Genomic DNA, 25,325 nt, shown 5'->3' with positions numbered 1-25,325 from the left:
AAAAGTCCGCACGAAATTGACAATCTGAATCGTGAATGTTTTGATGAGGGCCCTGAAAATTTACAGAATTTTCATTGGTGGATTTGTAAAAAGGCAAATAAATTGTTAGTAAGCAACAAGTTATTTCAAAATAATTGCCGCCTTTATCACAATAACAAGGAATTTCAGATGATGATAGAAAATGTAATATCGCGGTCGCTGCGCCTGATGTTTGCTGGCAGTTTGGCCCTGGGCATGCACGCCGCGTATGCGCAAGAAACAACAGATGCACCCATGCAACGTGTCGAAGTCACGGGTTCGAGCATCAAGCGTCTGGCATCGGAGACAGCGCTGCCGATCACCTCGATCAAGGCTGACGATTTCGCCAAGCAAGGCTTGACGACGGCACAAGAAGTCCTGTCCACCATTTCCATGAATCAGAGCTCGCAAAGCAGCTCGCAATCCGTTGGCTCCGGTACGGGCGGCCAGTCCGTCGCCGACCTGCGCGGCATCGGCGGCGACAAGACCCTGGTCCTGCTGAACGGCCGCCGTATCGCCAGCCACCCGTTCAACGGTTCGTCCGTCGACCTGAACATCATCCCTATTTCCGCCCTGGAGCGTGTCGAAGTGCTGCGTGACGGCGCTTCCGCCATCTACGGCACCGACGCCATCGGCGGCGTGATCAACTTCATCACCAAGCGTTCCGTCAAAGGCGGCTCCGTCACGGTCGAACATTACGAGCCACAGAAATCGGGCGGCGGCGACGAGTCGCGCCTGAACCTGTCCGGCGGCTATGGCGACCTGAACAAAGATGGCTTCAACGTCTTCGGCGTTGTCGACGTGCATCGCCAGTCGGCGCTGAGCACGGCCGACCGTTCCTTCTCGAAGAGCGGCTACATCCCGAGCAAGGGCGTGGATAACCTGAGCGGCACCACCTTCCCGGCCAACTTCTACGATACGGGCAATGGCCTGATCGGCAACCCGGCTTTCGCCGGCGGTTGCGTGGGTGAAAACCTGTACAAGAATACCTCGGGCAAGAGCACCTGCGCCATGGATGTCACGCCATTCATCCAGGCCATCCCGAAAACCCAGCAGGAATCCTTCCTGGGCAAGGCCAGCTTCAAGCTGAACCAGGATCACCTGGCCACCATCGAATACCTGCACTCGCGCAGCACCAACGAAGCGCGCATCTCGCCGCCGCCAATGTCGAACATCGGCATCCTCATGTCGTCGAGCTCGCCATACTACCCGGGCGGCAGCGGCGGCGTGCCAGCCATGGCAGGCCTGTCGGGCGAACCGCTGGACATCAGCTGGCGTCCAGTGGCGTCGGGCCAGCGCAGCGGCTTCGACACCAGCACCTCGGACCGCCTGGTACTGGCCTCCGAAGGCGTCCTGGGCGCGTGGGACTACAACGTCGGCCTGAGCTACTCCGTCAGCAAGGCCACCAGCGCCTTCACGGGCGGCTACCTGAATGACCAGCGTATCATCGACGGCATTGGCAATGGCATCCTGAATCCGTTCGGCGAGCAGAGCGCCGCCGGCCAGGCCTACCTGAATGACTCCGTCCTGAAAGGCGAGTACCTGAGCGCCAAGATGACCAGCACCGCGGTCGACGCCAAAGTCAGCCGTGAACTGTTCACCCTGCCGGCAGGTGCCGTCGGCTTCGCCGTCGGTACGGAATTCCGTAACGACAAGGCGGAATACAATGTGAACCGCGACCTGGCTGGCCAGGCGTCGAGCTCCGGCTACGCCGAAGCGCAGAACCAATCGGGCAGCCGCAACATCGCCGCCATCTTCACGGAACTGAGCATTCCTGTCGTAAAAGACCTGGAACTGTCGCTGGCAGCACGTTATGACCACTACAACGACGTCGGCGGCAGCTTCAACCCGAAAGTCGGCGTACGCTGGCAGCCAACGAGCCAGGTGCTGCTGCGCGGCTCCTACAACACAGGTTTCCGCGCGCCAACGCTGTATGACCTGCATGGTCCGCAAACCAAGACCTTCACGGCCAACAAATACGACGATCCACGCCTGTGCCCGGGCGGCGTACCGATCCCTGGCGCCAACAGCAACGTCGCCTGCGGCGCGCAGCAATACATCCGTTCGGGCGGCAATCCGGACGTCGGCCCGGAAAAATCGAAGACCTTCAGCGCCGGTATCGTCATCGAGCCTGTCAAGTCGGTCACCGTGTCGCTCGATTACTTCAAGATCAAGTTGCGCGACAAGATCGGCACCGTGGCCGAACAGACTCTGTTCGACAACTACGATAAATATCAAAGCAACTTCATCTACACGGCTGACGGCAAGCTCGACTACGTGCTGGCCACCCTGGGCAACCTGGGCGAAATGCACACCTCGGGCATCGACCTGGGCCTGAACTGGAAATTGCCACGCAGCCAGTACGGCAACTTCACCTTCAACTTCGACGGCACCTGGGTACAGAAGTATGAGTACCAGAACGAACGCGGCGGCGAATTCGTGCAAAACGTGGGCGTCTATGGCGACAATGCACCGGTATTCCGCTGGAGACACAATGCCTCCCTGCAATGGAATCTGGACAAGTGGAACGCCACGCTGTCGAACAAGTACATGAGCGGCTACCGCGACCAGAACTATGTCGATCCGCAATTCGAGCAAAGCGTCAAGGCTTACTCGGTATGGTCGCTGTCGGGCGCGTACTCGGGCTTCAAGAACACCGAAGTCACCGTGGGCGTGAAAAACCTGCTGAACGAAGATCCACCGTTCAGTAACCAGATCGGCACCTTCCAGTCCGGCTACGATCCGCGTTACGCCGATCCGCTGGGCCGTACTTTCTACGTGCGCGCGACCTACAAGTTCTAAATACACCTGACATAAGCTAGCCACTCGCTACGCTTCTGTCAGACGTCTTGAATGAAATGAAAAAGCCCGGAAAGCTTAGCTTTCCGAGCTTTTTTTCATGCTGCGCGCCACGTCACTTTATTCCGCGTCGCCCTTCAGGCGGCGCTGCTTCACGGCTTGCGCCAGGTTTTCCAGCACGGCCACGCTGGCGCTCCAGTCGATGCAGCCATCCGTGACGGACTGGCCGTAGATCAATTCCTTGCCCGGAATCAAATCCTGACGCCCCGCCACCAGGTGCGACTCCACCATCACGCCGACGATGCGGTCGTCGCCGCCCGCCACCTGCGCGGCGATGTCGGCGCACACGGGAATCTGGTTTTCCGGTTTTTTCGAGCTGTTCGCATGCGAGGCGTCGATCATCAGGCGCGCCGCCAGGCCTTGCGCCGCGATGGCCTTGCAAGCGTCGTCCACGCTGGCCGCGTCATAGTTCGGCGTTTTGCCGCCGCGCAAGATGATGTGGCAATCCTCGTTGCCGTTGGTCGAGACGATGGCCGAGTGGCCGCCCTTCGTGACGGAAAGAAAATGGTGCGGCTGCGAGGCCGCCTTGATGGCTTCCACGGCGATTTTCACATTGCCGTCAGTGCCATTCTTGAAGCCGACGGGACAGGACAATCCCGACGCCAGTTCGCGGTGCACCTGCGATTCCGTCGTGCGCGCGCCGATGGCGCCCCAGCTGATCAGGTCGGCGATGTATTGCGGACTGATCACGTCGAGGAACTCGGTACCGGCCGGCAAGCCCAGTTCATTGATATCGCGCAACAGTTCGCGCGCCATGCGCAAGCCGTCGTTGATGCGGAAGCTGTTGTCCATGTACGGATCGTTGATCAGGCCCTTCCAGCCCACCGTGGTGCGCGGTTTCTCGAAGTAGACGCGCATGACGATTTCCAGCTCGCCCGCGAAACGCGCGCGCTCCTTGACCAGCAGGCGCGCATATTCCATCGCCGCCTTGGTGTCGTGGATGGAGCAAGGCCCGATCACCACCATCAGGCGGTCGTCCTGGCCGTGCAGGATACGGTGCAGGGCGATGCGGGCGCTGGCGGCGGTCTGTTCGGCTTGCTCCGAGCAGGCGAATTCGCGGATCAGGTGGGACGGCGGGGTCAATTCCTTCATTTCGCGAATTCGCAAATCATCGGTGCGGGGCATCATTTTCTCCAAAATTTAAGGATGGGTAAAACATCTGGGTAAAAAAAAACCGCCATCAGTGGCGGTTTTTTAGAATTTGCTGGGATCTCGTTTTGCTGCTACGTGAACCGACCGCTACTCCACCGCCTTTGGGTTGGAATTGCTAAAGTAAAAATAAGCGGTAAAAAAGTGGCGAGCGAACATGCGAGTCATCCGTAAGTGATGAACGACTATAAACCTAAATTGCAAGGGTTGGCAAGCATATTTGTCGGCAAAGCCGCATGCCGCCGCCGTTTTACACTGCAAAATACGTCAAAAAGCATAAAAAGTTGCGCGCTGCCGATGCGCACCGGCCCGCCAACAATGCTGAGGCCGCCGTGGCGCGCACGCCACGCCAGCCCGTTTTGAACACGGGAAGCGGCGCACTACTGATATAGATCGAATCCCCGCCAGGCCGCACGGCCAAGACTTCAAGGTGCATCCCACCTTTTCCTGTCTGACTTTCCGGAGAATCGCATGATCTACAAAGAATCCGCCCATCCGTCCCTGCTTTCACCGCCACGCATGGGCCTGGCCCTGGCAAGCGCCCTGCTCGCCCTGCCCGTCTTGGCACAGGAAGCTGCCCCCGTTGCCCGCGTGGAAATCACCGGCTCGAACATCCGTCGCGCGCAGGCGGAAACGGCGTCCGCCGTGCAAACCCTGAACGCGGCCGACATTGAAAAATCGGGCAAGTCCAGCGTGGCCGAACTGCTGCAGACCCTGGCCGTCGACAACCAGGGTTCCGTGCCCACCAGCTTCGGCAACGGCTTTGCCGCCGGCGCTTCCGGCGTGTCGCTGCGGGGCCTGGGCACGGCCTCGACCCTGGTGCTGCTGAACGGCCGCAGAGTGGCTCCGTATGGCCTGGCCGACGATGGCCAGAAGGTATTTGCCGACCTGAACATCATTCCCCTGGAAGCGGTGGAACGGGTGGAAATCCTCAAGGATGGCGCCTCGGCCATCTATGGTTCGGACGCGATTGCCGGCGTCGTCAACGTGATCCTGCGGCGCGACTACCAGGGCACGGCCATCAAGGGCAATTACGGCAAGACGAAGGAGTGGGACGGGCGCGACGCGCGCGCCGCCATCACGCACGGCTTCGGCGACATCGACAGCGACCGCTACAACGTGCTCTTGAACCTCGAGTACAGCGAAAAGGCCGCCATCTGGAACCGCGACCGGGCCGGACGGGGCGCTGTGGGACGCGGCGACTTGCGCGACCTGGGCTTCAGCGCGCAGGAATCGCTCAGCGGCGCGGGCGCCATCACCACCAACAACGCGGCCGGCAGCGCCGTCAACGGCAATGTGCGCAATCCCGACACGCTCGACTACTACAACCGCGGCAACCTGGCCGGCGCGGGTTTTACGCGCACCTTCCCCGGCGCCGCCTGCGGCAACTTCACCACGCATCCGCAGGGCGACCCGGGCGGCGGCTGCCTGACCGACGCCGCGCAGCAGTACAGCCAGATCCAGCCCAAGCAAAAGAACATTAATTTCTTCGGCCGCGCCGCCTGGCAACTGACGCCGGCGTTGCAAACGTATGCCGAGTTGAACGTGTACCACAGCGAATCGCATTCGGCCACCACGCCGTCGACGGTCAGCGGCTCGGTCGGCTACCCGGGCGGCCCCGTCAGCAATGCGGGCGTCTCGCTCGGCGCCGCCCACCCGGACAATCCATATTTCGGCACGGCGGCGCGGCTGCGCTACCTGGCGGCCGATGTGGGGCCGCGCCTGTCGGAAGTCAATTCCACCTTCACGCGCTTTGTCGCCGGCATCAAGGGCACCGTGGCGGGCTGGGATATCGACAGCGCCATCCTGTACTCGCAGAACAAGGTGTCGAACGACCTGGACGGCTACCTGCAGCGCGACGTCGCCTTCGCCCTGCTCAACCCGACCGCCGCCAACGTGGCCGCGGCCAGCCTGAACCCCGCGTATGCGGCCCTGCCGGCCGGCAGCCTGTGGCGCATCGCGGAAAACGCAGGCCTCAATTCGCCCGAGCTGTACGCTGCCCTGGCGCCGCGCATCTCGAACGACGCCAAGACGCATATCGCGCAGATCGACTTCAAGGCCAGCCGCGAGGTGGCCAAGCTGGAAGGCGGCAGCCTGGGCCTGGCCGTGGGCGCCGAATTCCGCCACGAATCGACGCAACTCAAGCCCACCACGGGCACGGAGCGGGGCAATATCATCGGCCTCGGCTATTCCGCTTACAAGGGCAGCCGCAATGCCTCGGCCATCTACGCAGAGGTGCTGGCGCCCGTGCTGAAAACCGTGGAACTGTCGGGCGCCCTGCGCGCCGACCATTTCACCGACGTGGGCAATTCCTATACGCCAAAAGTGGGCGTGAAATGGACTCCCATGCGCGAACTGGCCCTGCGCGGCACCTTCGCCAAGGGCTTCCGCGCCCCGAGCGCGGCGGAAAACGGCGTCGGTGGCCTGGCCGCGTTCTCCACTGCCAGCGATCCGCTGCGCTGCGCGCTGGGCGTGGAAGTGGCATGCGATCCCGCGCCGATCGCCGTCATCACGTCGCCCAATCCGAACCTGTCGCCCGAACGTTCGCGCAGCTATTCCGTCGGTGCCGTGTGGGACCCGCTGCCGCGCAGCAGCATTTCCGTCGACCTGTGGCAAATCCGCCGCAAGAATGAAATCAACCAGGAGCAAACGGATGCGGCCATTGCCGCCGGCAACGTTGCGCGCGACCCGTCGACGGCCACCGGCATTCCCGGCGATCCGGGCGCCATCACGGCCGTGCTGGCCAACTATGTGAATTCGGCGCAAACGACGGTGCGCGGCATCGATATCGACGCCCGCCAGCGCTTCAACCTCGACCATGGCTACGGCAGCCTGACCTTCGACCTGAAGTGGACGCATCTGTACAAATGGCTGCGCACGGAACAGGATGGCACGCAGCGCGATTTTGCCGGCACGCATGGCAATTGCGATATCTCCAACTGCATGGGCACGCCGGACGACCGCATCAACCTGGGCGCCACCTGGGAACGCCAGAACTGGCGGGTCACGGCCAACGTCAACTACCGCGCGCCGCTCGACAATGTCCGCTTCAAGAACGACCCGGACGGCTGCGCCACGCATTTCGCCGACGGCACGGACGCGCCGCGCGGCTGCCGCATCGCCTCGTTCACCACGGTGGACCTGACGGCCCGCTGGCTGGCCACGCCCAAGCTGGAAGTGTTTGCGACGATACAAAACCTGTTCGACAAGATCGCCCCGCTCGACCCGCTGACGTATGGCGCCACGGGCTACAACCCGCTCGACTACGCGGGCGCGGCGGGACGCTTTGTCAGTGCGGGGGTGAAGTATAAATTCTGAGATCCAGCAGCCGTGTTGGCGCCGCCGGTGATTGGCTTGATGGTGATGTCGGGTTACGCGCTTTGCGCTAACCCGACGTACACGAGCAGCATGCCAGAAATGTAGGTCGGATTAGCGGGGCGCAGCCGCGCGTAATCCGACAACCATGTTGGCCTCACAGTGCCCGAAAAATCAGGCCGTGCCGCCAACCGTAATACCATCAAGGCGCAAGGTCGGCTGCCCCACGCCCACGGGCACGCTCTGCCCCTCCTTGCCACACACGCCCACGCCCGAATCGAGGCGCATGTCGTTGCCGATCATGGAGACGCGGTTGAGCACGTCCGGGCCGTTGCCGATCAGGGTCGCGCCCTTGACAGGGTAGCTGAGCTTGCCGTTTTCGATCATGTACGCTTCACTGGCCGAGAAGACGAACTTGCCATTCGTGATGTCGACCTGGCCGCCGCCGAAGTTGACAGCATACAGACCATTTTTGACGGACGCGAGGATCTCCCCCGGGTCCTTGTCGCCGCCCAGCATGTACGTATTTGTCATGCGCGGCATGGGCAGGTGGGCGAACGATTCGCGGCGCGCATTGCCCGTCACGGGCATCTTCATCAGGCGCGCGTTCATCGTGTCCTGGATGTACCCCTTCAGGATGCCGTCCTCGATCAGGGTCGTGCATTGCGTGGGGTTGCCCTCGTCATCGATATTCAACGAGCCGCGGCGACCGGCCAGGGTGCCGTCATCGACCACGGTAACACCCTTGGCGGCCACGCGTTCGCCGATGCGTCCGGAAAACGCGGACGAGCCCTTGCGGTTGAAATCGCCTTCCAGGCCATGGCCGATCGCTTCGTGCAGCAGGATGCCGGGCCAGCCCGGGCCCAGCACGATGGTCATGGGGCCGGCGGGCGCCGGGCGCGCTTCCAGGTTCACCAGCGCCGAATTGACGGCGTCCGTCGCGTATTGTTCCAGCACGGCATCGCTGAAATAGTCGTAGCTGAAACGCCCGCCACCACCGGCCGAGCCCGTTTCGCGGCGACCATTCTGTTCCGCGATCACGGTCAGGGACACGCGCACGAGAGGACGGATATCGGCCGCCAGCACGCCGTCGCTGCGCAGCACCAGCACCACGTCGTATTCGCCGGCCAGGCCCGCCATCACTTGCACCACGCGGGGATCTTTCGCGCGCGCCATCTTTTCCACGCGCTCGAGCAATTGCACCTTGGCCGTGGCGTCCAGCGACGCGAGCGGATCGTTGGGCAGGTACAAGGAACGTCCGCCTTGCGGCTGCATCTGGCCGGCGATCTTGATTTTGCCGGCACCGGCGCGCGCGATCGTGCGCGTGGCCGCCGCCGCTTCCAGCAGGGCCCGCTCGGAAATGTCGTCGGAATATGCAAACGCCGTCTTGTCGCCGGACACGGCGCGCACGCCCACGCCCTGGTCGATGGAAAAACTGCCCGTCTTGACGATGCCCTCTTCCAGGCTCCAGCCTTCGCTCTTGGTCGACTGGAAATACAGGTCGGCATAGTCGACCTTGTGCGTAAACATCGTGCCCAGGGCTTTGAGCAGCTTGTCTTCGTCCAGGCCGAACGGCGTGAGCAGGATATCGCGCGCCACGGCCAGACTGGACAGATTGGGTTCAAATGGAATCATGGCTTTTCTCAACATTCAATTTACATGGTGCGGTGCGTCAGGGCCGGCAAGGACTCTCGCACGCCGGCCAAAAACACCAGGTCGATCTCGCCGCTGACCACGCCCTCGCCTTCGGGCAGCACGGCGATCACTTCGCCCCACGGGTCGATCAGCATGCTGTGGCCCCAGGTGCGCCGGCCGTTCGGATGCAGGCCGCCCTGCGCCGAGGCCAGCACATAGCACTGGTTTTCGATGGCGCGCGCGCGCAGCAGCACTTCCCAATGGGCGCTGCCCGTCGTATGGGTAAACGCGGCCGGCACGACGATCAGCGCGCAAGCGCCCATGGCGCGGTACAGTTCGGGAAAGCGCAGGTCGTAGCAGATGGACAGGCCGACGCGGCCGAACGGCGTCTCGATCGAACGCACCTGCGCGCCGGGCACGATGGTGCGCGATTCGTTGTACGACTCGGCGCCGCGCTTAAAACCGAACAGGTGGATCTTGTCGTAGCGGCCGGCCGGCTCGCCTTGCGGGTCGTACACCAGCGTTGTATTGAGGACCTTGCCCTCCTCACCGGAAATCAGGGGCAAGGTACCGCCGATCAGCCAGATGCCGTGCTGGCGCGCCATCTGCGCCATGCCGTCCTGGATCGGTCCGCTGCCGGGCTGTTCCGCATGGGCCAGCTTGTCCGTTTCCTGCTTGCCCATGATGGCCCAGTATTCGGGCAGCACCACCAGCTGCGCGCCACCGGCGGCGGCCTGCGCCACCAGGCGCCGCGCCGTGGCCAGATTGTCTTCCACAGAGGGGGAGGAAATCATTTGTACTGCTGCGACTGTATGCATCATTGCCACCTCTTATCCATTCGAACGCCTCGCCTATTTCGCCACGGCCTCCACGGCTGCAGCGGCAGGCACGGCGACAGGTTCCAATTTACCACCATCGAGCTTGGTCACGACGGGCGATTTCCACGGGCCGGCGATCTGCATGTGATAGGTGAGCGCTTTCATCACGGGGGCGCGCAGGAACAATTGCGCCAGGAAACTGCCCAGGCCGATGACGGGATTGACGGCCAGCGCGTACACGAGCGGCCCCGTGCCGAGGTTAAATTCCGGAATCACCACCACGTGCAAATTCGTCGTTTCATTGGCGATATCGGCCGTGCCATCCATCAGCACGGTGGCCGCCACGCCATGCATCTTGAGGTTGTCGGTGGTCACCACGCCGCGCTTGATGCTGGCGTTGGCCGTGATGCCGTCGAAGGCCAGGCCTTCGGAAAATACGTCGTGGAAATCGAGTTTCAGCAAGCGGGGCAAGGCTTGCAGGCTGAGCACGCCCAACAGCTTGGCCGCGCCAGGATCCTGCTTGAGGAACTGGCCCGATTCCACGTTCATGTCGATCTGCCCCGACAAGGTGGGAATATCGAGCGAATACGGCAAGCCGTTCCAGGCGATGTCGCCGCTCAGGCGGCCCTTGCCGCGGCGCACCGTGTCGGCAAAGCCAAAGCGGTCGAGCAGCTTGCCCGCGTCGACGATATCGAGGCCGAAACGCAGGCTGGTCGTGCTTTGCCCATCCTTGATGACCCATTTGCCACTGCCGCTCAGCGCACCGTCGGGGTTCGACAGTTGCAACTTGCCTACGCGCCACTCGCGCCCGCCCGCCGCCATGGTGTTATAGGCCTGCAACTCCAACCGGCCGATCTTCTTGTTGAACAGCTCGAATTGCTCGGCGACGATATCGAGCGAAGGAATCGACTGGGCGCCGCTTTTGCCTTCCAGCAAATTCTTCACGTCGTTGGCGGCCGACTCGGGAATGATCAGCGACGACAGGCGCGCCGTCATCTTGCCCAGACCGGATGGGGTTTCCAGCCACGTCACATAGCCCGACACTTGTTTCGCATCGATATTGGCTTGCCACACATCCTTCTGATGCGTGGCGCCCACCACCACGTTTTCCAGCTTGCGCTCGCCCAGCATCAGTTCGCTGGCACGGGCCGCCATCATGTCCGGCACCACGTATTGCGCGATATCGGGCGCATCGTCGGCGCCGCCGCTGTCGGCGGGTGCCGTGGCGCTGCCGGCGATCTCGCTGCCGGCGGCGATCCAGCTATCCACGTCCAGGGTTTTCATATTCACGTTGAGCATCATGCCGCTCTCCGGTTCCGGCGCCGGCACGTTCACGCCGATGCCGCCGCGCACCAGGCGCCAGGCGTCCTTGCCCTGCTTCTGACGCTGGTAGCGCGCCGCGATGCCGGAGCCCAGCGCGATGCGGATATCGTCCGTGCGCAAGCCGGCGCCATTGGCCGCGTTTCCAGTCAAGGTGAATTTCACGGGCAGGCTGTCGCCGGCCGGCTTTTTCAAGGGGGCGGGGAAATCCAGGCCCAGGCCCGTCAGCGGCGACTCGACATTGACCACCACCTGGTGGTCGCGCGCCGTGATCAGGCCGTTGTAGCGGGCGCCGCCATTCAAATGTTTCGCCAGGCGCTGCAGCACGGGCGCCGGATACGTCTTGCGCAAGCCATCGATGGTCATGTTGCCGGCAATCTTGACCTGGACGGAATCATCCGCCTGCGTGCCGCCCGAAATGGCCAGCGGCCCGCCCAGCAGGCTGCCATTCAAGCCATTCAGGTTGACGCCTTTTTCGTTGAATTCAATCTTGCCCTGCGTGCCCAGCACGGGCGGCATGTCGTGGAACAGCACCACGTCGTTGCCCGCCAGCTGCAAGCTGCCTTGCACGGTCGACTCGAGCATGCGCTCGATCGGCAAGTGCAGTTTGAGGGCCAGTTTGGCGTTGCCCGTCGCCGTCGTTTCATCGGTGAAATGCTCGATCCAGCCCAGCACGGGGCTGGCCGTCACGTACTTGAGGAATTCCTGCATCGGGCCGGCCGCATTGCCCTCGATATCAAGCAAGGTGTCGAAGACGGTCAGGTCGGGGATCACGGCTTTGACATTGGCCAGCGCCACGCCGCCCGTGGTGGCCGTGTCGCCGCGAATTTCCATGCGCGCGCGCTCGAACACAAAACTGCCCTTGATCTTTTCCGCCTGCGGCCACAGGGGCGCCTTGCCCGCCAGCGGACCGCTTTCGGCAAATTCGCCGGGCGCATAGTTCAGGGTGCCGTTCTCGATCTTGCCGGCCACGCGGAACTCGCCGCGATTGCGCTGGGCCGGTGTGTCGGCCTTGAAGGGGAAATGTTCGAGTTCGCCGCGCAGGCGCAGGCTGACATCGCGCGCCACGCCGCCTTCCAGCGCTCCTGTCAGCCAGTGGCGCAGGTGCTCCGGCGTTTGCAGGGGCAGATAGCGACCGATGGTATTGATCTGGAAATTGTCGATGCTGCCCGTTAAGTCGACCTGGCCCAGATTCTTGCCGTCGAGCGGCAAACGCTGCGAGCCATGCAAGGCGACTCGCATGCCTTGTTGATTAAAATCAAGCCTGTCCAGGTCGACTTGCAGCATATTGTCTGCTTGGAAAGCCCAGCGTGCCTCCATTTCGAATTGTTCGAACGGCAAGGCGGGGTCACTCAGATAGGAGGCCAGTTGCAATATCAGTCCCTGTGCATCGATATCGATCTTGCCGCCCTTGTCACTGGCGTCGAGACTGCCAGTCAAATGATCGAAACCGGGGATAGCCGGTGCAGCCGCCTGCGCGGGGCTGGTCGCCGTCTTCGCCACGGCCAGGCGCGCGGGCTGCGCATTCAGCCCAAGATCGATGAGCTTGCCGCGCAAACGGTAGCTGGCCGGTGTCGCCATCTCGCCTTCCCATTGCGCCGAGAAATCCTGCAAACGCCCGCGCGGCGCCAGCGCGTCGAGACGCTGGCGCTGCTGTTCGCCCAGCGGCAGCTTGTCGGCCAGCGCGGCCATGGTGTGCAAATCGAGCGACTTGGCCGTGATTTCCGTGCGCGCCGGCTTGCGTTTGGTGGCGGCAACAAAGCGTTCGGACAAGGTCGTGGGCGGCAAGCTGAGGCCATCGCGGGTTTCCACCGCAAAATTCGTCAACTCGACCTGATGGCCATTCGCACCAAAGGTTGGCTTGCCGTCAGGCACCTGCGCCGACAGCTCTTCTTTTGCCGAAATGCGTCCACTGACCGACAGCAGGTCGAGCGGTGCGATATGCTCGCCCAGCTGCGCCGTCACATCCGTCAAGCCCACGTCGGCCGTGAAGCCGGCCAGGCGCGCGTGATCCAGGCTCAACCAGGCGCGCAGGGCGCCCTTGCCCTGACTCAGTTCGAACGGGTAATCGAGGTAGCGGCGCCAGGCGGCCAGGTCGGCGTTTTTCAGGTCCGCATACAGCTCGCCTTTCCACATCGACACATCCGAGATGCGCGTGCTGAAGGGCGGATGCGTGAAGTGAGCGCGCACATCGATGGGTGCGGCCAGGCTGGCCGGCGGCGTGGCTTGCAAGCCCAGGCGGTGGCTGCGCCAGCGGTTGCGCAGCAGCAGATTAACCTGGGATAAAGCCAGCTCGGGTGTGCCGCGCGCTTCATCCGTCCAGCGCACCTTGCCGTCGCGAATGATGATGTCATGCTGCGACAGCAGCCAGTCGGCGCCCTTGCCATCGCTGCCTTGCGTGCTGTCGATCAATACCCCGGCCACGTACAGCTTGCCATCCTTGCTGCGCCGCACGTCCAGGTCCGGCCGCGTGATTTCCAGGGTTGTAAAGCGCACGGAACCGAGCAGGCTCCACCACGACACGGTGGCCGATATGCTTGGCAAGCTCAGCGCCTGGCGCCCCGCCTGGTCGCGCAGGGTCACGTCGCCGAGGAAGAGATTGGGCCGCACGCCATGCCAGGAGGCATAAATACGCGCGATGCTGACCGGATTGCCCAGCGCGCGGCTGGCCGCCCGCTCGATATCGCCTTTGTAATAGTCGATATTCGGCAGGATCGCGTAGCGCAGGAATAAAAACAGCACGGCGAAGGCGAAATACGCGAGCAGCACCAGTTTGATGGTAAAACCCAACACGTGGTGGGTGGCCAGGTTGGCCATGCGATAGGCGGCACGCAGCCGCTGCCAGCGCAGAGCCAATGGCACATGTTCTGTCACGCTTGCTTCTGGCGGTTTTTGCATCAATAAGCTAATAAACTGGTCCGGCGTCAAATAATGGCAAAAATCGTCTGCATTCGTGGTGCGCACCTGCATCCTTGCGCTTGCGTCTGAGCAAAGCCTCCCTTACCATCGTCCGGAAGAGCACGCACTACCGGCGGTATTGGGTCGGCGGCACAATTTTACCGCATCCCCCGGCGTTCGCAGCCAAGTTAAACAAGAACATGCACGCAGCATTCACGAGACAGTTACCGATACCATGAGCACACAGCCTTTGATTTCCGCCTCCCGCTTCTACCAGCGCTGGCTGGACGCCGCCCCCGAGCGCGCCGCGCAGGTAGCACAACTGGTACGCGCGCCGCTGGACGGGCTCGATTTTGCCGCCGAGTTGGCCGCCCAGGCGAACGCCGCCACGCCGCCGCTGCCGCCCGAGCGGGCCATGCGCCGCCTGCGCAACCTGCTCGTCTGCGGCCTGATCGCGCGCGACCTGCAAGGCCAGGCCGACTTGAACGAAGTTGTGACAGCCATGACGGGCTTTGCCGATTTCGCCATCCGCACGCACGTGGATGCCATCATGGCTGAAATGGTGGCCTTGCACGGCATGCCTGTCGGCGAGGAATCGGGCGAGGAACAGGCCTTGATGGTGTTGGCGATGGGCAAGCAGGGCGGCGGCGAGCTCAACGTTTCGTCGGATATCGACCTGATCTTTGTCTACCCGGAAGACGGTGACACGCAAGTCACCGTGCCGGGCCAGCGCAGCCTGTCCAACCACGAGTTTTTCATTCGCATGGGCAAGAAACTGATCGCCGCCCTGGCCGAGATCACGCAGGATGGCTTTACTTTCCGTGTGGACATGGCCTTGCGTCCGAACGGCAATTCGGGTCCGCTGGCGGCAAGCCTCAGCATGGTGGAACAGTACCTGATCGTGCAGGGCCGCGAATGGGAGCGCTATGCATGGGTCAAGGCGCGCGCCGTGACGGGCAAGCCAGAAGATATCGCGTCACTTGACGCCATCGTGCGCCCCTTCGTCTTCCGCCGCTACCTCGATTTCGGCGTCATCGACGCCATCCGCACCATGCACGGCCAGATCCGCGCCGAGGTCAACCGCCAGGAACGGCTGCATCCAGACCGCAGCAACAACGTCAAGCTGGGCCGGGGCGGCATCCGCGAAATCGAGTTCCTCGCGCAAGTGTTTCAGCTGATACGGGGCGGGCGCGACGCCGAGCTGCGCGAGCGTTCCACGCGCGCCACCCTGCGCACGGTGGCGGACAAGGGGCTATTGGAGCCGGCCATCGTGGAACAGCTGCTCGGTTCCTACACGTTCTTGCGCAACCTCGAACACCGGCTGCAGTATCTTGACGATGCACAAACCCACACCCTGCCCGCCAACGACGCCGACCGCCTCACCGTGGCGCAGATGATGGGTTTACCCGACACGCCTACCCTGCTGGCCCAGCTGGAAGCGCACCGCGTGTTTGTCGCCGGCCAGTTCGACGAGATGTTCAGCGACAAGAGCAGCGGCACGCCGCCGGCCGACACGGGCATCGACCCGCAAACGTCAAACGACTGCGCCGCGTCCGACCAGCAGGAAGCCATCGAAGCGCGCTTTGCCGCCCTGGGCTTCCATGAGCCGGCCGCCTGCGCGCGCCGCCTGCTGGCCACGTGGCAAGCGCCCCGTTTGCAATCGTTGCCCGAGGCGAGCCGCACGCGCCTCGTCGCCCTCGTCAATTCCGCCCTGCCCCTGATCACCGATTGCTCCATGTCCAACGGTAACGCCAGCCAGCTGGCCACCCTGGGACGTCTGCTCGATTTCCTTGAGGCGATCGCGCGCCGCTCGGCCTATCTGTCGCTGCTGACGGAATACCCGCATACGCTCGAGCGCGTCGTGCGCATGGTGTGCGCCAGCGGCTGGGCCGCCACCTTCCTCACGCAGCACCCGATTTTGCTCGACGAACTGTTAGACGAGCGCATCCGCAACACGGTGCCGGACCCGGCCGCGCTGGCCTTGGACCTGCAGCGCCAGCTCGACGACGCGCCCGGCGACACGGAGCGGCAGATGGATATCCTGCGCGAAATGCACCACGCGCAGCTGTTCCAGTGCCTGGCGCAAGACCTGGCGGGCGACCTCAGCGTGGAAAAGCTGGCCGACTACCTGTCGCAGCTGGCCGACATCATCGTCGCCGCCACCGTGCAAGCCGTCTGGCAAACGTTACCGACACGCCACCGCGAGGTGCCGAAATTCGCCGTCATCGCGTATGGCAAACTGGGCGGCAAGGAACTCGGCTATGTCTCGGACCTCGACGTCATTTTCCTGTTCGACGACGACGACCAGGAAGCGCCGGGCCTGTACGCCAAGCTGGCGCAGCGCTTCATTACCTGGATGACCTCGCATACTTCGGCCGGCATTTTGTTCGACATCGACATCGCCCTGCGTCCCGACGGCGCCTCGGGCATGCTGGTCTCCAGCGTGCAGGCGTTCGAGCGCTACCAGGGCAGCGCGGCCTGGGTGTGGGAACACCAGGCGCTCACGCGCGCGCGCTTTTGCGCCGGCGACGCCACCATCGGCAAGCATTTCGAGCGCATCCGCGACACGATCCTGTGCAAGGAACGCCCGGAAAACGGCCCGCTCAAGGGCGAAGTGGTGGCCATGCGCAAGAAGATGCTCGATGCGCACCCGCCCCGCCCCGGCAGCTTCGATTTGAAGCAGGACCCGGGCGGCATGATCGACATCGAATTCATGGTGCAATACCTGGTGCTCCAGCATGCGGCGAAGTATCCGCAGTTGACGGCCAATTCGGGCAATATCGCCCTGCTGCGCCTGTGCGGCGAGCTGGGTCTGATCGATGCGCAGCTGGCCGCCCTGGTCGCCGACGCCTACCGCGCGCTGCGCAAGCTGCAGCACCAGCTGCGCCTGCAGGGCCAAGACCTGGCCCGCGTGGAACCGGAACGGGTGCGCGTGCATGCGGACAATGTGATGCGCCTGTGGCAAGCCATCTTCGGCGCCACGGTCTGAGGCCGCTCCGGGCATGCCGCTCCATTACCTGTCGCGCCTGAGCGGATCGGCGCGCGATACGCAAGCCAATCTGCAGCTGGGCTGCGTGCTGGCGCTGGTGGCCGGCGCCGTGAATGCGGGCGGCTTTCTTGCCATCGGCGGCTATACCTCGCACATGACGGGCATCGTCTCGGGCATGGCGGACGACCTGGCACTGGGCAATATCACGGTGGCCCTGGCCGCGCTGGGCGCGTGGCTGGCTTTTGTCAGCGGCGCGGCCGTCACGGCCATCATGGTGAACTGGGGCAAGCGGCGCCGCCTGCACAGCCAGTTTGCCGCCAGCCTGCTGCTGGAAGCGGCGTTACTGCTGATGTTCGGCTTGACGGGCAATTACCTGGCCGCCATGCCCGACGTGCTGGGCCCCGTCACCATCTTACTGCTGTGCTTTGTCATGGGTTTGCAGAACGCCATCATCACCAAGATTTCAGGCGCCGTCATCCGCACCACGCACGTGACGGGCCTGTCCACCGATATCGGCATCGAACTGGGCAAGATGGCGTATTACAACCGGCGCCACCTGCCCGACCGGATGGTCAAAGTGAACCGCGGCAAGCTGAGAACGCACAGCCTGCTGATCGCCTGCTTCTTCATCGGCGGCGTCAGCGGTGCACTGGCCTTCAAGCACATCGGTTTCCCCGCTGCCACCATCCTGCTCGCCTGCGTGCTGACCCTGCTGTCGGGCGTGCCCGTGCTGCGCGACTTGCGCCTTTTATGGCGCTTCTACCGCCGCCGCTTGCACGTCCAGCATTAATAAAAATATTTTTCTTTAAGGCAATACCACTCTGACTTTAATGCTAAGATTTTTCTGCGCCTGGCGGGCTCATCATGCCTGCCGTGGCGGCCTTTTGATTTGACACCCTACCGTTGTCCAATTATGAAAGCGAGAAAAATGATTTCCATTAAAAGAGCCCTGTTTGTCTTTGCCATCGCCGTGGGCGCCGCTGCCTCGTTCTCCAGCACGGCCGCCGTGCGCGCGTGGATTCCGTCGGAAAATTGCGATTACATCCTCAACATGTGCTATCAAGGTGTCGAGGCGTCGTGCGAGCAGTGGCGCAACCAGTGCGAACCCAAGGAATAAGCTGGCATCAGACGAAAAAAACGCCCCGAAGGGCGTTTTTTTGTATGCTAGCCAGAAATTACTTCGCCGACATCAGTGCAACGGTGGTGTCGAGCATGCGGTTCGAGAAACCCCACTCATTGTCGTACCACGACGATACTTTCACCAGGCGGCCCGACACTTTGGTCAGGGTCGAATCGAAGTTCGACGAAGCCGGGTTATGGTTGAAGTCGATCGAGACCAGCGGTTCGGTCTGGTACGTCAGGATGCCTTCCAGGGCGCCTTCCGAAGCGGACTTCATCAGGGCATTGACTTCTTCCACGGTCGTGTCGCGCTTGGCGATGAACGACAGGTCGACCAGCGACACGTTGATGGTCGGCACGCGGATGGCGAAGCCGTCCAGTTTGCCATTCAGTTCAGGCAGCACCAGGCCCACGGCGGCAGCGGCGCCCGTCTTGGTCGGAATCATGCTCATGGTGGCCGAACGGGCGCGGCGCAGGTCTTCATGCATCACGTCGGACAGCACCTGATCGTTGGTGTAGGCGTGCACGGTGGTCATCAGGCCCGTTTCGATGCCGATGGCGTCGTTGAGCGGCTTGACCAGCGGTGCCAGGCAGTTGGTGGTGCACGAAGCGTTCGAGATGACGGTGTCGGTCGATTTCAGTACCGAGTGGTTCACGCCGAACACGACGGTCGCATCGACGTCCTTGCCGCCTGGTGCCGAGATGATGACTTTTTTCGCGCCGCCCTTCAAGTGAGCCGAAGCCTTCTCTTTGGTGGTGAAGAAGCCCGTGCATTCCAGCACGACGTCCACGCCCAGCTCGCCCCATGGAATTTCAGCAGGATTGCGCTGTGCGAATACGCGGATCGGATCGCCATTGACGATCATGTTGTCGCCTTCGACGGTGACCGTGCCCGGGAACTTGCCGTGCGCGGTGTCGTAGCGGGTCAGGTGGGCGTTCGATTTGGCATCGCCCAGGTCGTTGATGGCAACGATCTGGATATCCTGTTTCTTGCCGCCTTCATAGAAAGCGCGCAACACATTACGGCCGATGCGGCCGTAGCCATTGATTGCAACTTTGATCGTCATACTCTGCTCCTGATTAAAAAAGAAGGTACATGCACGCTCCCGGCGAACACATCGCCAGGACCGTTAAAAATCAATATTAGCCGGCGATAACGGCTTTCACCTTGGCGACGACGTTCTCGACCGTGAAACCGAAGTGCTTGAACAGTACGCCGGCCGGAGCCGATTCGCCAAACGTGTCGATACCGACCACGGCGCCTTCCAGGCCCACGTATTTGTACCAGAAGCTGGTCACGCCCGCTTCGATGGCCACGCGCGGCACGCCTTTCGTCAGCACGCTGGCCTTGTAGGCAGCGTCCTGGCGGTCGTACACGTCGGTCGACGGCATCGACACCACGCGCACGGCGATGCCTTCGGCAGCCAGCGCGCTGGCGGCGGCGACAGCCAGTTCCACTTCGGAACCGGTGGCGATCAGGATCGCCTTGGCGTCGGCCACGTCGTTCAGCACATAGCCGCCGCGGTAGATGTTCTGGATCTGTTCGGCGCTACGCTCCTGGTATGGCAGGTTCTGGCGCGAGAAGATCAGGGTCGACGGGCCATCCTTGCGGCGCACGGCGGCACCCCAGGCAGCAGCCGACTCGACGGTGTCGCATGGACGCCAGTTGTCCAGGTTCGGGATCAAGCGCATCGACGAAACGTGCTCGACCGATTGGTGCGTCGGGCCGTCTTCGCCCAGGCCGATCGAATCGTGGGTAAACACAAAGATCGAACGCAGCTTCATCAAGGCAGCCATGCGCAGCGCATTGCGGCTGTAGTCGGAGAACGTCAGGAACGTTGCGCCGAACGGGATATAGCCGCCGTGCAGGGTGATGCCGTTCATGATGGCGCTCATGCCGAATTCCCGCACGCCGTAGTTGATGTGGTTGCCAGGCTGGCCCGAACGCACGGCCACGCACTCTTTCCAGTTGGTCAGGTTCGAACCGGTCAGGTCGGCCGAGCCGCCGAGGAACTCCGGCAGGGACGAGGCCAGTGCCTGGATGGCGTTCTGGCTGGCCTTGCGGGTAGCGATGTTTTCTTTCTTCTCGACGCAGGAAGCGATGGCGGCGCTCAGGGCCGCTTCGAATGCCTGTGGCAGGTCGCCTTGCATGCGGCGGGTCAGTTCAGCGGCTTGCTGCGGGAATTCGCGGCTGTAGGCGGCAAAGCGCTCGTTCCAGTCTTTTTCCAGCAGGGCGCCCTGCTCTTTCGCATCCCATGCCGCGTACACGTCGGCCGGCATTTCGAATGGCGCGGCATCCCAGCCGATGTATTCGCGCACGGCGGCGATTTCCTTGTCGCCCAGCGCGGCGCCGTGAACCTTGTCGCCGCCTTGCAGATTCGGCGAACCCTTGCCGATGATGGTCTTGCAGCAGATCAGGGTCGGCTTGGTGGCGGTCTTGGCGGCGGCGATGGCGGCGGCCACGGCGGCAACATCGTGGCCGTCGACGGCGCGGATGACGTTCCAGCCGTATGCTTCGAAGCGGGCCGGGGTGTCGTCCGTGAACCAGCCTTCGACTTTGCCGTCGATGGAAATGCCGTTGTCATCGTACAGGGCGATCAGTTTATTCAGGCCCAGGGTGCCGGCCAGCGCGCACACTTCGTGCGAAATGCCTTCCATCAGGCAGCCGTCGCCGACGAAAGCGTAGGTGTAGTGGTTGACGATATCGTGGCCGGGCTTGTTGAATTCAGCAGCCAGCAACTGCTCCGACAGGGCCATGCCGACGGCGTTGGCAATGCCCTGGCCCAGCGGGCCGGTGGTCGTTTCCACGCCTGGCGTGATATCGACTTCCGGGTGGCCCGGGGTTTTCGAATGCATCTGGCGGAAGGCCTTGATGTCGTCCATCGACAGATCGTAACCGGTCAGGTGCAGCAGCGCGTAGTGCAGCATCGAGCCGTGGCCGTTCGACAACAGGAAGCGGTCGCGGTTCTGCCATTTCGGGTTCGCGGGATTGTGGCGATAGTGACCACTCCACAGGGCAACTGCGATCTCGGCCATGCCCATCGGCATGCCTGGATGGCCGGAGTTGGCCTTTTGTACAGCGTCCATTGCCAGTGCGCGGATCGCATTGGCCATTTTGGTAGTCGGGAGCGTAGTTGTCATGATGGTGTGGGTCAGTCGCGAGTTTGGGATTCGTTTGCAACAGCGCGGACAGGGAAGCCGGCTGCTTTCTGTAGTCAACTATTTTACCAGACTGGGGGGCCGCAAATTAGAATTGCGGCGTACTGGCCCGCCAAATGGCTATACTTTGACGTCTTTCCACCCCACTTACCCCCCGTTGAGGATTTGCATGCCGCGTTTTTATTGCCCCCAGCCGCTCATCGCCGGCGCCACCGTCTCCCTGCCGGAGGCTGTCGCCCACCATATCCAGGTCGTGCGCCTGGTGCCGGGCGACGTCATCACCCTGTTTAATGGCGAAGGCGGCGAAGTGCAGGCGAGTCTGGTGGCGGTCGCCAAGCGCAGCGTGACGGCCGAGGTGCAGGCGCATGTGGCGCGCGAGGCGGAGCTGCCGTATGCCGTGACCCTGGCGCAGGCATTGCCGGAAGCATCCAAAATGGACTGGATCATCGAAAAAGCCATCGAACTGGGCGCGGCCGGCATCGTGCCGCTGTCGGCGCAGCGCTGCGTCGTGCGCCTGTCCGCCGAGCGGGCCGAGAAGAAACTTGCGCATTGGCAAGGCATTATCGTGTCCGCCTCGGAACAATGCGGGCGCAACCGCCTGGCCCAGTTGGCCCCGCTGCAAGATTTCAATAGCTGGAGTGGACAGCAAGATTTACATAAACGCATCATCCTGACGCCGCGCGCGCAACAGTCGCTGGCAGACTGGGCGCGTCACCAGCCGCCGCAGGCCATCACCGTGATGGTGGGGCCGGAAGGGGGATTTTCGGAGGCGGAAGAAAAGGCGGCCCTGGCCGCCGGCGCCATCGGCCTGTCCATGGGGCCGCGCATCCTGCGCACGGAAACGGCGGGCCTGACGGCGCTGGCCACCTTGGGCGCCTTGTGGGGCGGCATGTAAATGGCATAAAAAAGCGCAGCGCGGTTTCCCGCACTGCGCCAGTGATGCAACATGCTACGGACAGCCCGTGCCGGCGCTGTCCAGCCTGTCTAATTAGAACGTGTACTCGGCACCCACTTTCAGGGTGCGTGGACGCAGCGTGTAGCCGTCACGCACGTTGATTGGGCGCTGTTCATCGAAGACGTTGTTGATATTCGCCAGCAAACGCAGGTTTTTGAAGCCCGTGTATGCGAAGTTCAGATCGGTGCGCACATCGCTACCCACGCGGCATGGCAGGTTATCGCCTTTCAATGCAGCGCGGCAACCGGCTTCATTCCAGGTATCCTGATCCGTCTCGTCGTTGTTCAATGCCGTTCCCGACGTGTAGTTGACGCGCACACCAGCCGTGACCGGACCTTTGCGCCATGCCGTGCTAAATACCGACACGACACGCGGGGTGCCACGCAAGCCGACGGTGTTTGGACGGTACTGGTTGGCGTCAATGTCCCAGTAACGCAGCTTCAGGTTGACCGTGGTCGCCAGACCCATCGTCACGGTACCATACTCGCCAGCCGAAAAGCGGCCGTTCACATCGATATCCACGCCCTGCGTCTCGGTCTTGCCGAAGTTTTCATAGCCCAGGAACAGCGATTGAATGGTACCAGTACCCCAGGCGATGTTCGCGCCTGGCGACAGTTCGTTGGCACGCGCGGCCAGACGGCGATCGGTGTCGCTGATCGGATTGCGCGCCAGTTTCTCAGCATAGCCAGGAACATCTTCACGGGCCAGCACATACGCTACATCGCGCGTGGCGATCTCGTCCCGGCGTTCGATCTTGAAGTAGTCGACAGCGACGCTGACGTTCTTGATCGGTTCCGCCACGAAGCCCAATGTCAGACTGCGGGAGGTTTCCGGTTTCAAGGTCGAGCTCGACGAAATCATGACCGGAATCGAAGTCAGGCAACCCGAGTTGTAGGCCGTAGACGAATCGGAAACGTCGCTGGCAGTGCCTTTTTTCAGGATATCGCGGATTGCAGTTGCGGTTGCGCAACGTTTTGGATCGAGCTGGCTGTTGTAGAAACCTGTCACGCCCACTTTACCCAACGATTCCGGGATATTCGGAGCGCGGAATCCACCGGCTATCGTACCGCGCAACATCAGCTTCGGCGTTACCGTCCAGCGCGCAGCAAATTTAGGCGACACGTGGGCCGAAAAGCCTGGCGCCTTGTCCAGACGCAGTGCGCCGTTCAACTCCAGGCCTTTCAATACGGGCGCGTTCAGCTCCAGAAATGCGGCGCTCAGGTTGCGCTGGCCATCGATCCACAGGGAACCTGTATTGATGATCTCGGCATTCATCACGGCGTCGACCGACTTGATGTACATCTTTTCTTGACGCAACTCGGCGCCAAAAGCAAACGCCAATTGACCGCCAGGCAGAGGCATCAGGTCGCCAGACAGCTTGGCATCGATGAAGTTGGTCGACAGATGGGAGTCGGTGCCTGCGACTGGGAACATGCGGTTCAGCAACTCATCGCTATTGCCACCACCTAACTTGTACTCGCCGCTGACAATCGCGGCAGGCAGGCGGTCACGGTGGGCGCCACGGCTGCGCAAGGTACCCTCGCCCCCCGTACGCCCGATGGTGGCTTCCCAGTCATAGGCGCCAATCGTGCCTTCCAGGCCGGCCATGACACGGTACTGCGTCGCTTTGGCCGGCGAAGTCCAATCCATGTTGGAATCCATGAAACGATAGTCGAGGCCAACCGGGAAGTTATACGGATTGTAGGCGGAATTGGCCGGCAATTTAGGTTTCTGCACGATTTGCGATTTCTTCACATTACCGTCGAACCAGGTCCATGGCGAACCGGCGGCCATGCCGAATGGCAGCGGCGAGTAATTGGTGCGGGTTTCCGAATACGACACTTCCGCGAAACCGCGCGTGGTGTCGCTGAGCTTGAAGTGCAAGGCGCTGTACAGATTGACGCGTTCAGCGCCATCCGACGACGGGTTAATGCCGTTCAAGTCGCTTACGCACAGGCCGGCAGCATTGAAAGTGCTACAACCTTTCACAGCTTGGCGCACCTTGCGGCCGCTTTCGTTCAAGTTGCCCGGGAACGAAGTCAGGCTGGGATCGCCGAAAGCGGTAGATACATGTTTTTTGTGCCAGGCGGGATACTCGCGCAGCACCTTGCTGAGCTTGTAGCCTTCACGCTTGTAACCTTCAACGTTGAAGAACACGTTGTAGCGGTCTTTTTCCAGATCGCCGTAACCAGCCAACAGGCCAACCGTCGTTTGCTTGCCGATGTTAGGATCGATGCCCTGCTGATAGTTGGCGCTGGTGCTGACGCCCTGGAAGCTCTTGCGGGTGATGATGTTGATTACGCCAGCCAGCGCATCGGAACCGTAGATCGCGGAAGCGCCGTCCTTGAGCACCTCGACACGGTCGATCGCGTCGGCCGGAATGGAATCGAGGTTGACGAAAGTATCCTTGGCGCCATCGGCGAACGGATAATTGGACACGCGGCGGCCATTCACCAGTACCAGGGTGGCGCCGGTGCCCAGGCCACGCATCGATGCGCCGGACGCACCGCGCGCAAAGCTGTTGGAGTTGCCGTCATCCTTGATCGCGCCCGTGTCGAACGAGGTCAGCGTATCGAGAATCTGGCGCACGGTATTGGCGCCAGTCGCCTTGATTTCATCGCGGCGCAATACGGTCACCGGCGAGGCAGTCTCGGTATCCAGACGCTTGATGTTCGAACCAGTCACTTCAACACGTTGCATGACCGGCTCCGCGGCATCTCCCGTGTTTTGTGCATGGGCGGAGGCAGCAATGGCGCTCAAAGCAAAAAACACCGCCTTACTGATAGGGCTTAATTTTGGTTTACTCAGCATCATGTTTAGCAATCTCAATTTGTAATTTTAATGAACACCAGGCAACTGGATCACAGTGGCTCATGTGGCACTTTTTGTATCAAAATTTTTGACACAAGTCAGTATCTGTAACGGAAAAAATATTGTCAATTAACATTGCCTAATCCTTAATGGATTGAATAAAAAACAGTCAAATATTTTTTTTCTGTTGTTTTTTCACATTGGAATTTGGCAATATTTCCATTTTTTCAGCTATTTGTTGCGCTCCGAGCGGACAACACAGGCCCGCCGCAACAAGGTC

13 protein-coding genes are annotated in these 25,325 nt (G+C 62.0%); 6 read left to right on the top strand and 7 right to left on the bottom strand.

Annotation, left to right across the window (positions count from 1 at the left end):
* Window positions 1-273 precede the first annotated feature (273 nt).
* Entirely contained in the window at window positions 274-2,820 is a 2,547-nt protein-coding gene (locus ASN89_RS22865) for a TonB-dependent receptor (RefSeq protein WP_235432988.1), read from the top strand.
* Between the two features lie 117 nt (window positions 2,821-2,937).
* Here the strand turns inward: ASN89_RS22865 and aroG are convergent, their stop codons facing one another.
* Window positions 2,938-4,002, bottom strand: coding sequence for a 3-deoxy-7-phosphoheptulonate synthase AroG (aroG, locus tag ASN89_RS22860; protein WP_058050880.1), 1,065 nt, complete (start codon window positions 4,000-4,002; stop codon window positions 2,938-2,940).
* A 495-nt stretch (window positions 4,003-4,497) separates the two neighbouring features.
* Between aroG and ASN89_RS22850 the strand changes: the two genes are divergently transcribed.
* On the top strand, window positions 4,498-7,344 hold the full coding sequence (locus ASN89_RS22850; protein ID WP_082127855.1) for a TonB-dependent receptor: 2,847 nt from the start codon (window positions 4,498-4,500) through the stop codon (window positions 7,342-7,344).
* A gap of 171 nt (window positions 7,345-7,515) precedes the next feature.
* Here the strand turns inward: ASN89_RS22850 and tldD are convergent, their stop codons facing one another.
* From tldD to ASN89_RS22835, 3 genes are read right to left on the bottom strand one after another with little or no spacing between them, the layout of a single operon-like run.
* A complete protein-coding gene (gene tldD / locus ASN89_RS22845; protein ID WP_058050878.1) occupies window positions 7,516-8,976 on the bottom strand; it encodes a metalloprotease TldD in 1,461 nt (486 codons plus the stop codon).
* Window positions 8,977-8,996: 20 nt separating this feature from the next.
* On the bottom strand, window positions 8,997-9,797 hold the full coding sequence (locus tag ASN89_RS22840) for a carbon-nitrogen hydrolase family protein (protein WP_082654709.1): 801 nt from the start codon (window positions 9,795-9,797) through the stop codon (window positions 8,997-8,999).
* Between the two features lie 30 nt (window positions 9,798-9,827).
* Window positions 9,828-13,988, bottom strand: a complete 4,161-nt coding sequence (locus ASN89_RS22835) for a YhdP family protein (RefSeq protein ID WP_321166432.1) — start codon at window positions 13,986-13,988, stop codon at window positions 9,828-9,830.
* A gap of 259 nt (window positions 13,989-14,247) precedes the next feature.
* On the opposite strand from ASN89_RS22835, the gene glnE reads away from it, so the two are divergent.
* The 3 genes from glnE to ASN89_RS22820 all read left to right on the top strand — a co-directional run bounded on the left by glnE (window position 14,248) and on the right by ASN89_RS22820 (window position 18,118).
* A complete protein-coding gene (glnE, locus tag ASN89_RS22830) occupies window positions 14,248-17,001 on the top strand; it encodes a bifunctional [glutamate--ammonia ligase]-adenylyl-L-tyrosine phosphorylase/[glutamate--ammonia-ligase] adenylyltransferase (RefSeq protein WP_058050876.1) in 2,754 nt (917 codons plus the stop codon).
* Window positions 17,002-17,014: 13 nt separating this feature from the next.
* The gene (locus tag ASN89_RS22825) at window positions 17,015-17,791 is read left to right on the top strand and encodes a YoaK family protein (protein WP_058050875.1); all 777 of its coding nucleotides are present in this window, start codon (window positions 17,015-17,017) and stop codon (window positions 17,789-17,791) included.
* 138 nt (window positions 17,792-17,929) lie between these two features.
* Window positions 17,930-18,118: a hypothetical protein gene (locus ASN89_RS22820; RefSeq protein WP_046685412.1), complete on the top strand. Its 189-nt coding sequence runs from the start codon at window positions 17,930-17,932 to the stop codon at window positions 18,116-18,118.
* Window positions 18,119-18,176: 58 nt separating this feature from the next.
* On the opposite strand, the gene gap is transcribed toward ASN89_RS22820, so the two are convergent.
* Window positions 18,177-19,187 carry a type I glyceraldehyde-3-phosphate dehydrogenase gene (gap, locus tag ASN89_RS22815; RefSeq protein WP_046685413.1) on the bottom strand — a complete coding sequence of 337 codons (1,011 nt, stop codon included), beginning with the start codon at window positions 19,185-19,187 and terminating at the stop codon, window positions 18,177-18,179.
* Window positions 19,188-19,263: 76 nt separating this feature from the next.
* Window positions 19,264-21,261, bottom strand: coding sequence for a transketolase (gene tkt, locus ASN89_RS22810; RefSeq protein ID WP_058050874.1), 1,998 nt, complete (start codon window positions 21,259-21,261; stop codon window positions 19,264-19,266).
* Window positions 21,262-21,448: 187 nt separating this feature from the next.
* On the opposite strand from tkt, the gene ASN89_RS22805 reads away from it, so the two are divergent.
* Entirely contained in the window at window positions 21,449-22,174 is a 726-nt protein-coding gene (locus tag ASN89_RS22805) for a 16S rRNA (uracil(1498)-N(3))-methyltransferase (RefSeq protein ID WP_058050873.1), read from the top strand.
* Between the two features lie 93 nt (window positions 22,175-22,267).
* On the opposite strand, the gene ASN89_RS22800 is transcribed toward ASN89_RS22805, so the two are convergent.
* Window positions 22,268-25,048, bottom strand: coding sequence for a TonB-dependent receptor (locus ASN89_RS22800; RefSeq protein WP_082654707.1), 2,781 nt, complete (start codon window positions 25,046-25,048; stop codon window positions 22,268-22,270).
* Window positions 25,049-25,325: the final 277 nt, after the last annotated feature.

The sequence above is a fragment of the Janthinobacterium sp. Ant5-2-1 genome (assembly GCF_001445815.1).
GTDB classification, from domain to species: domain Bacteria; phylum Pseudomonadota; class Gammaproteobacteria; order Burkholderiales; family Burkholderiaceae_D; genus Janthinobacterium; species Janthinobacterium lividum_E.
This window is presented reverse-complemented; position numbering and strand designations above follow the sequence as displayed.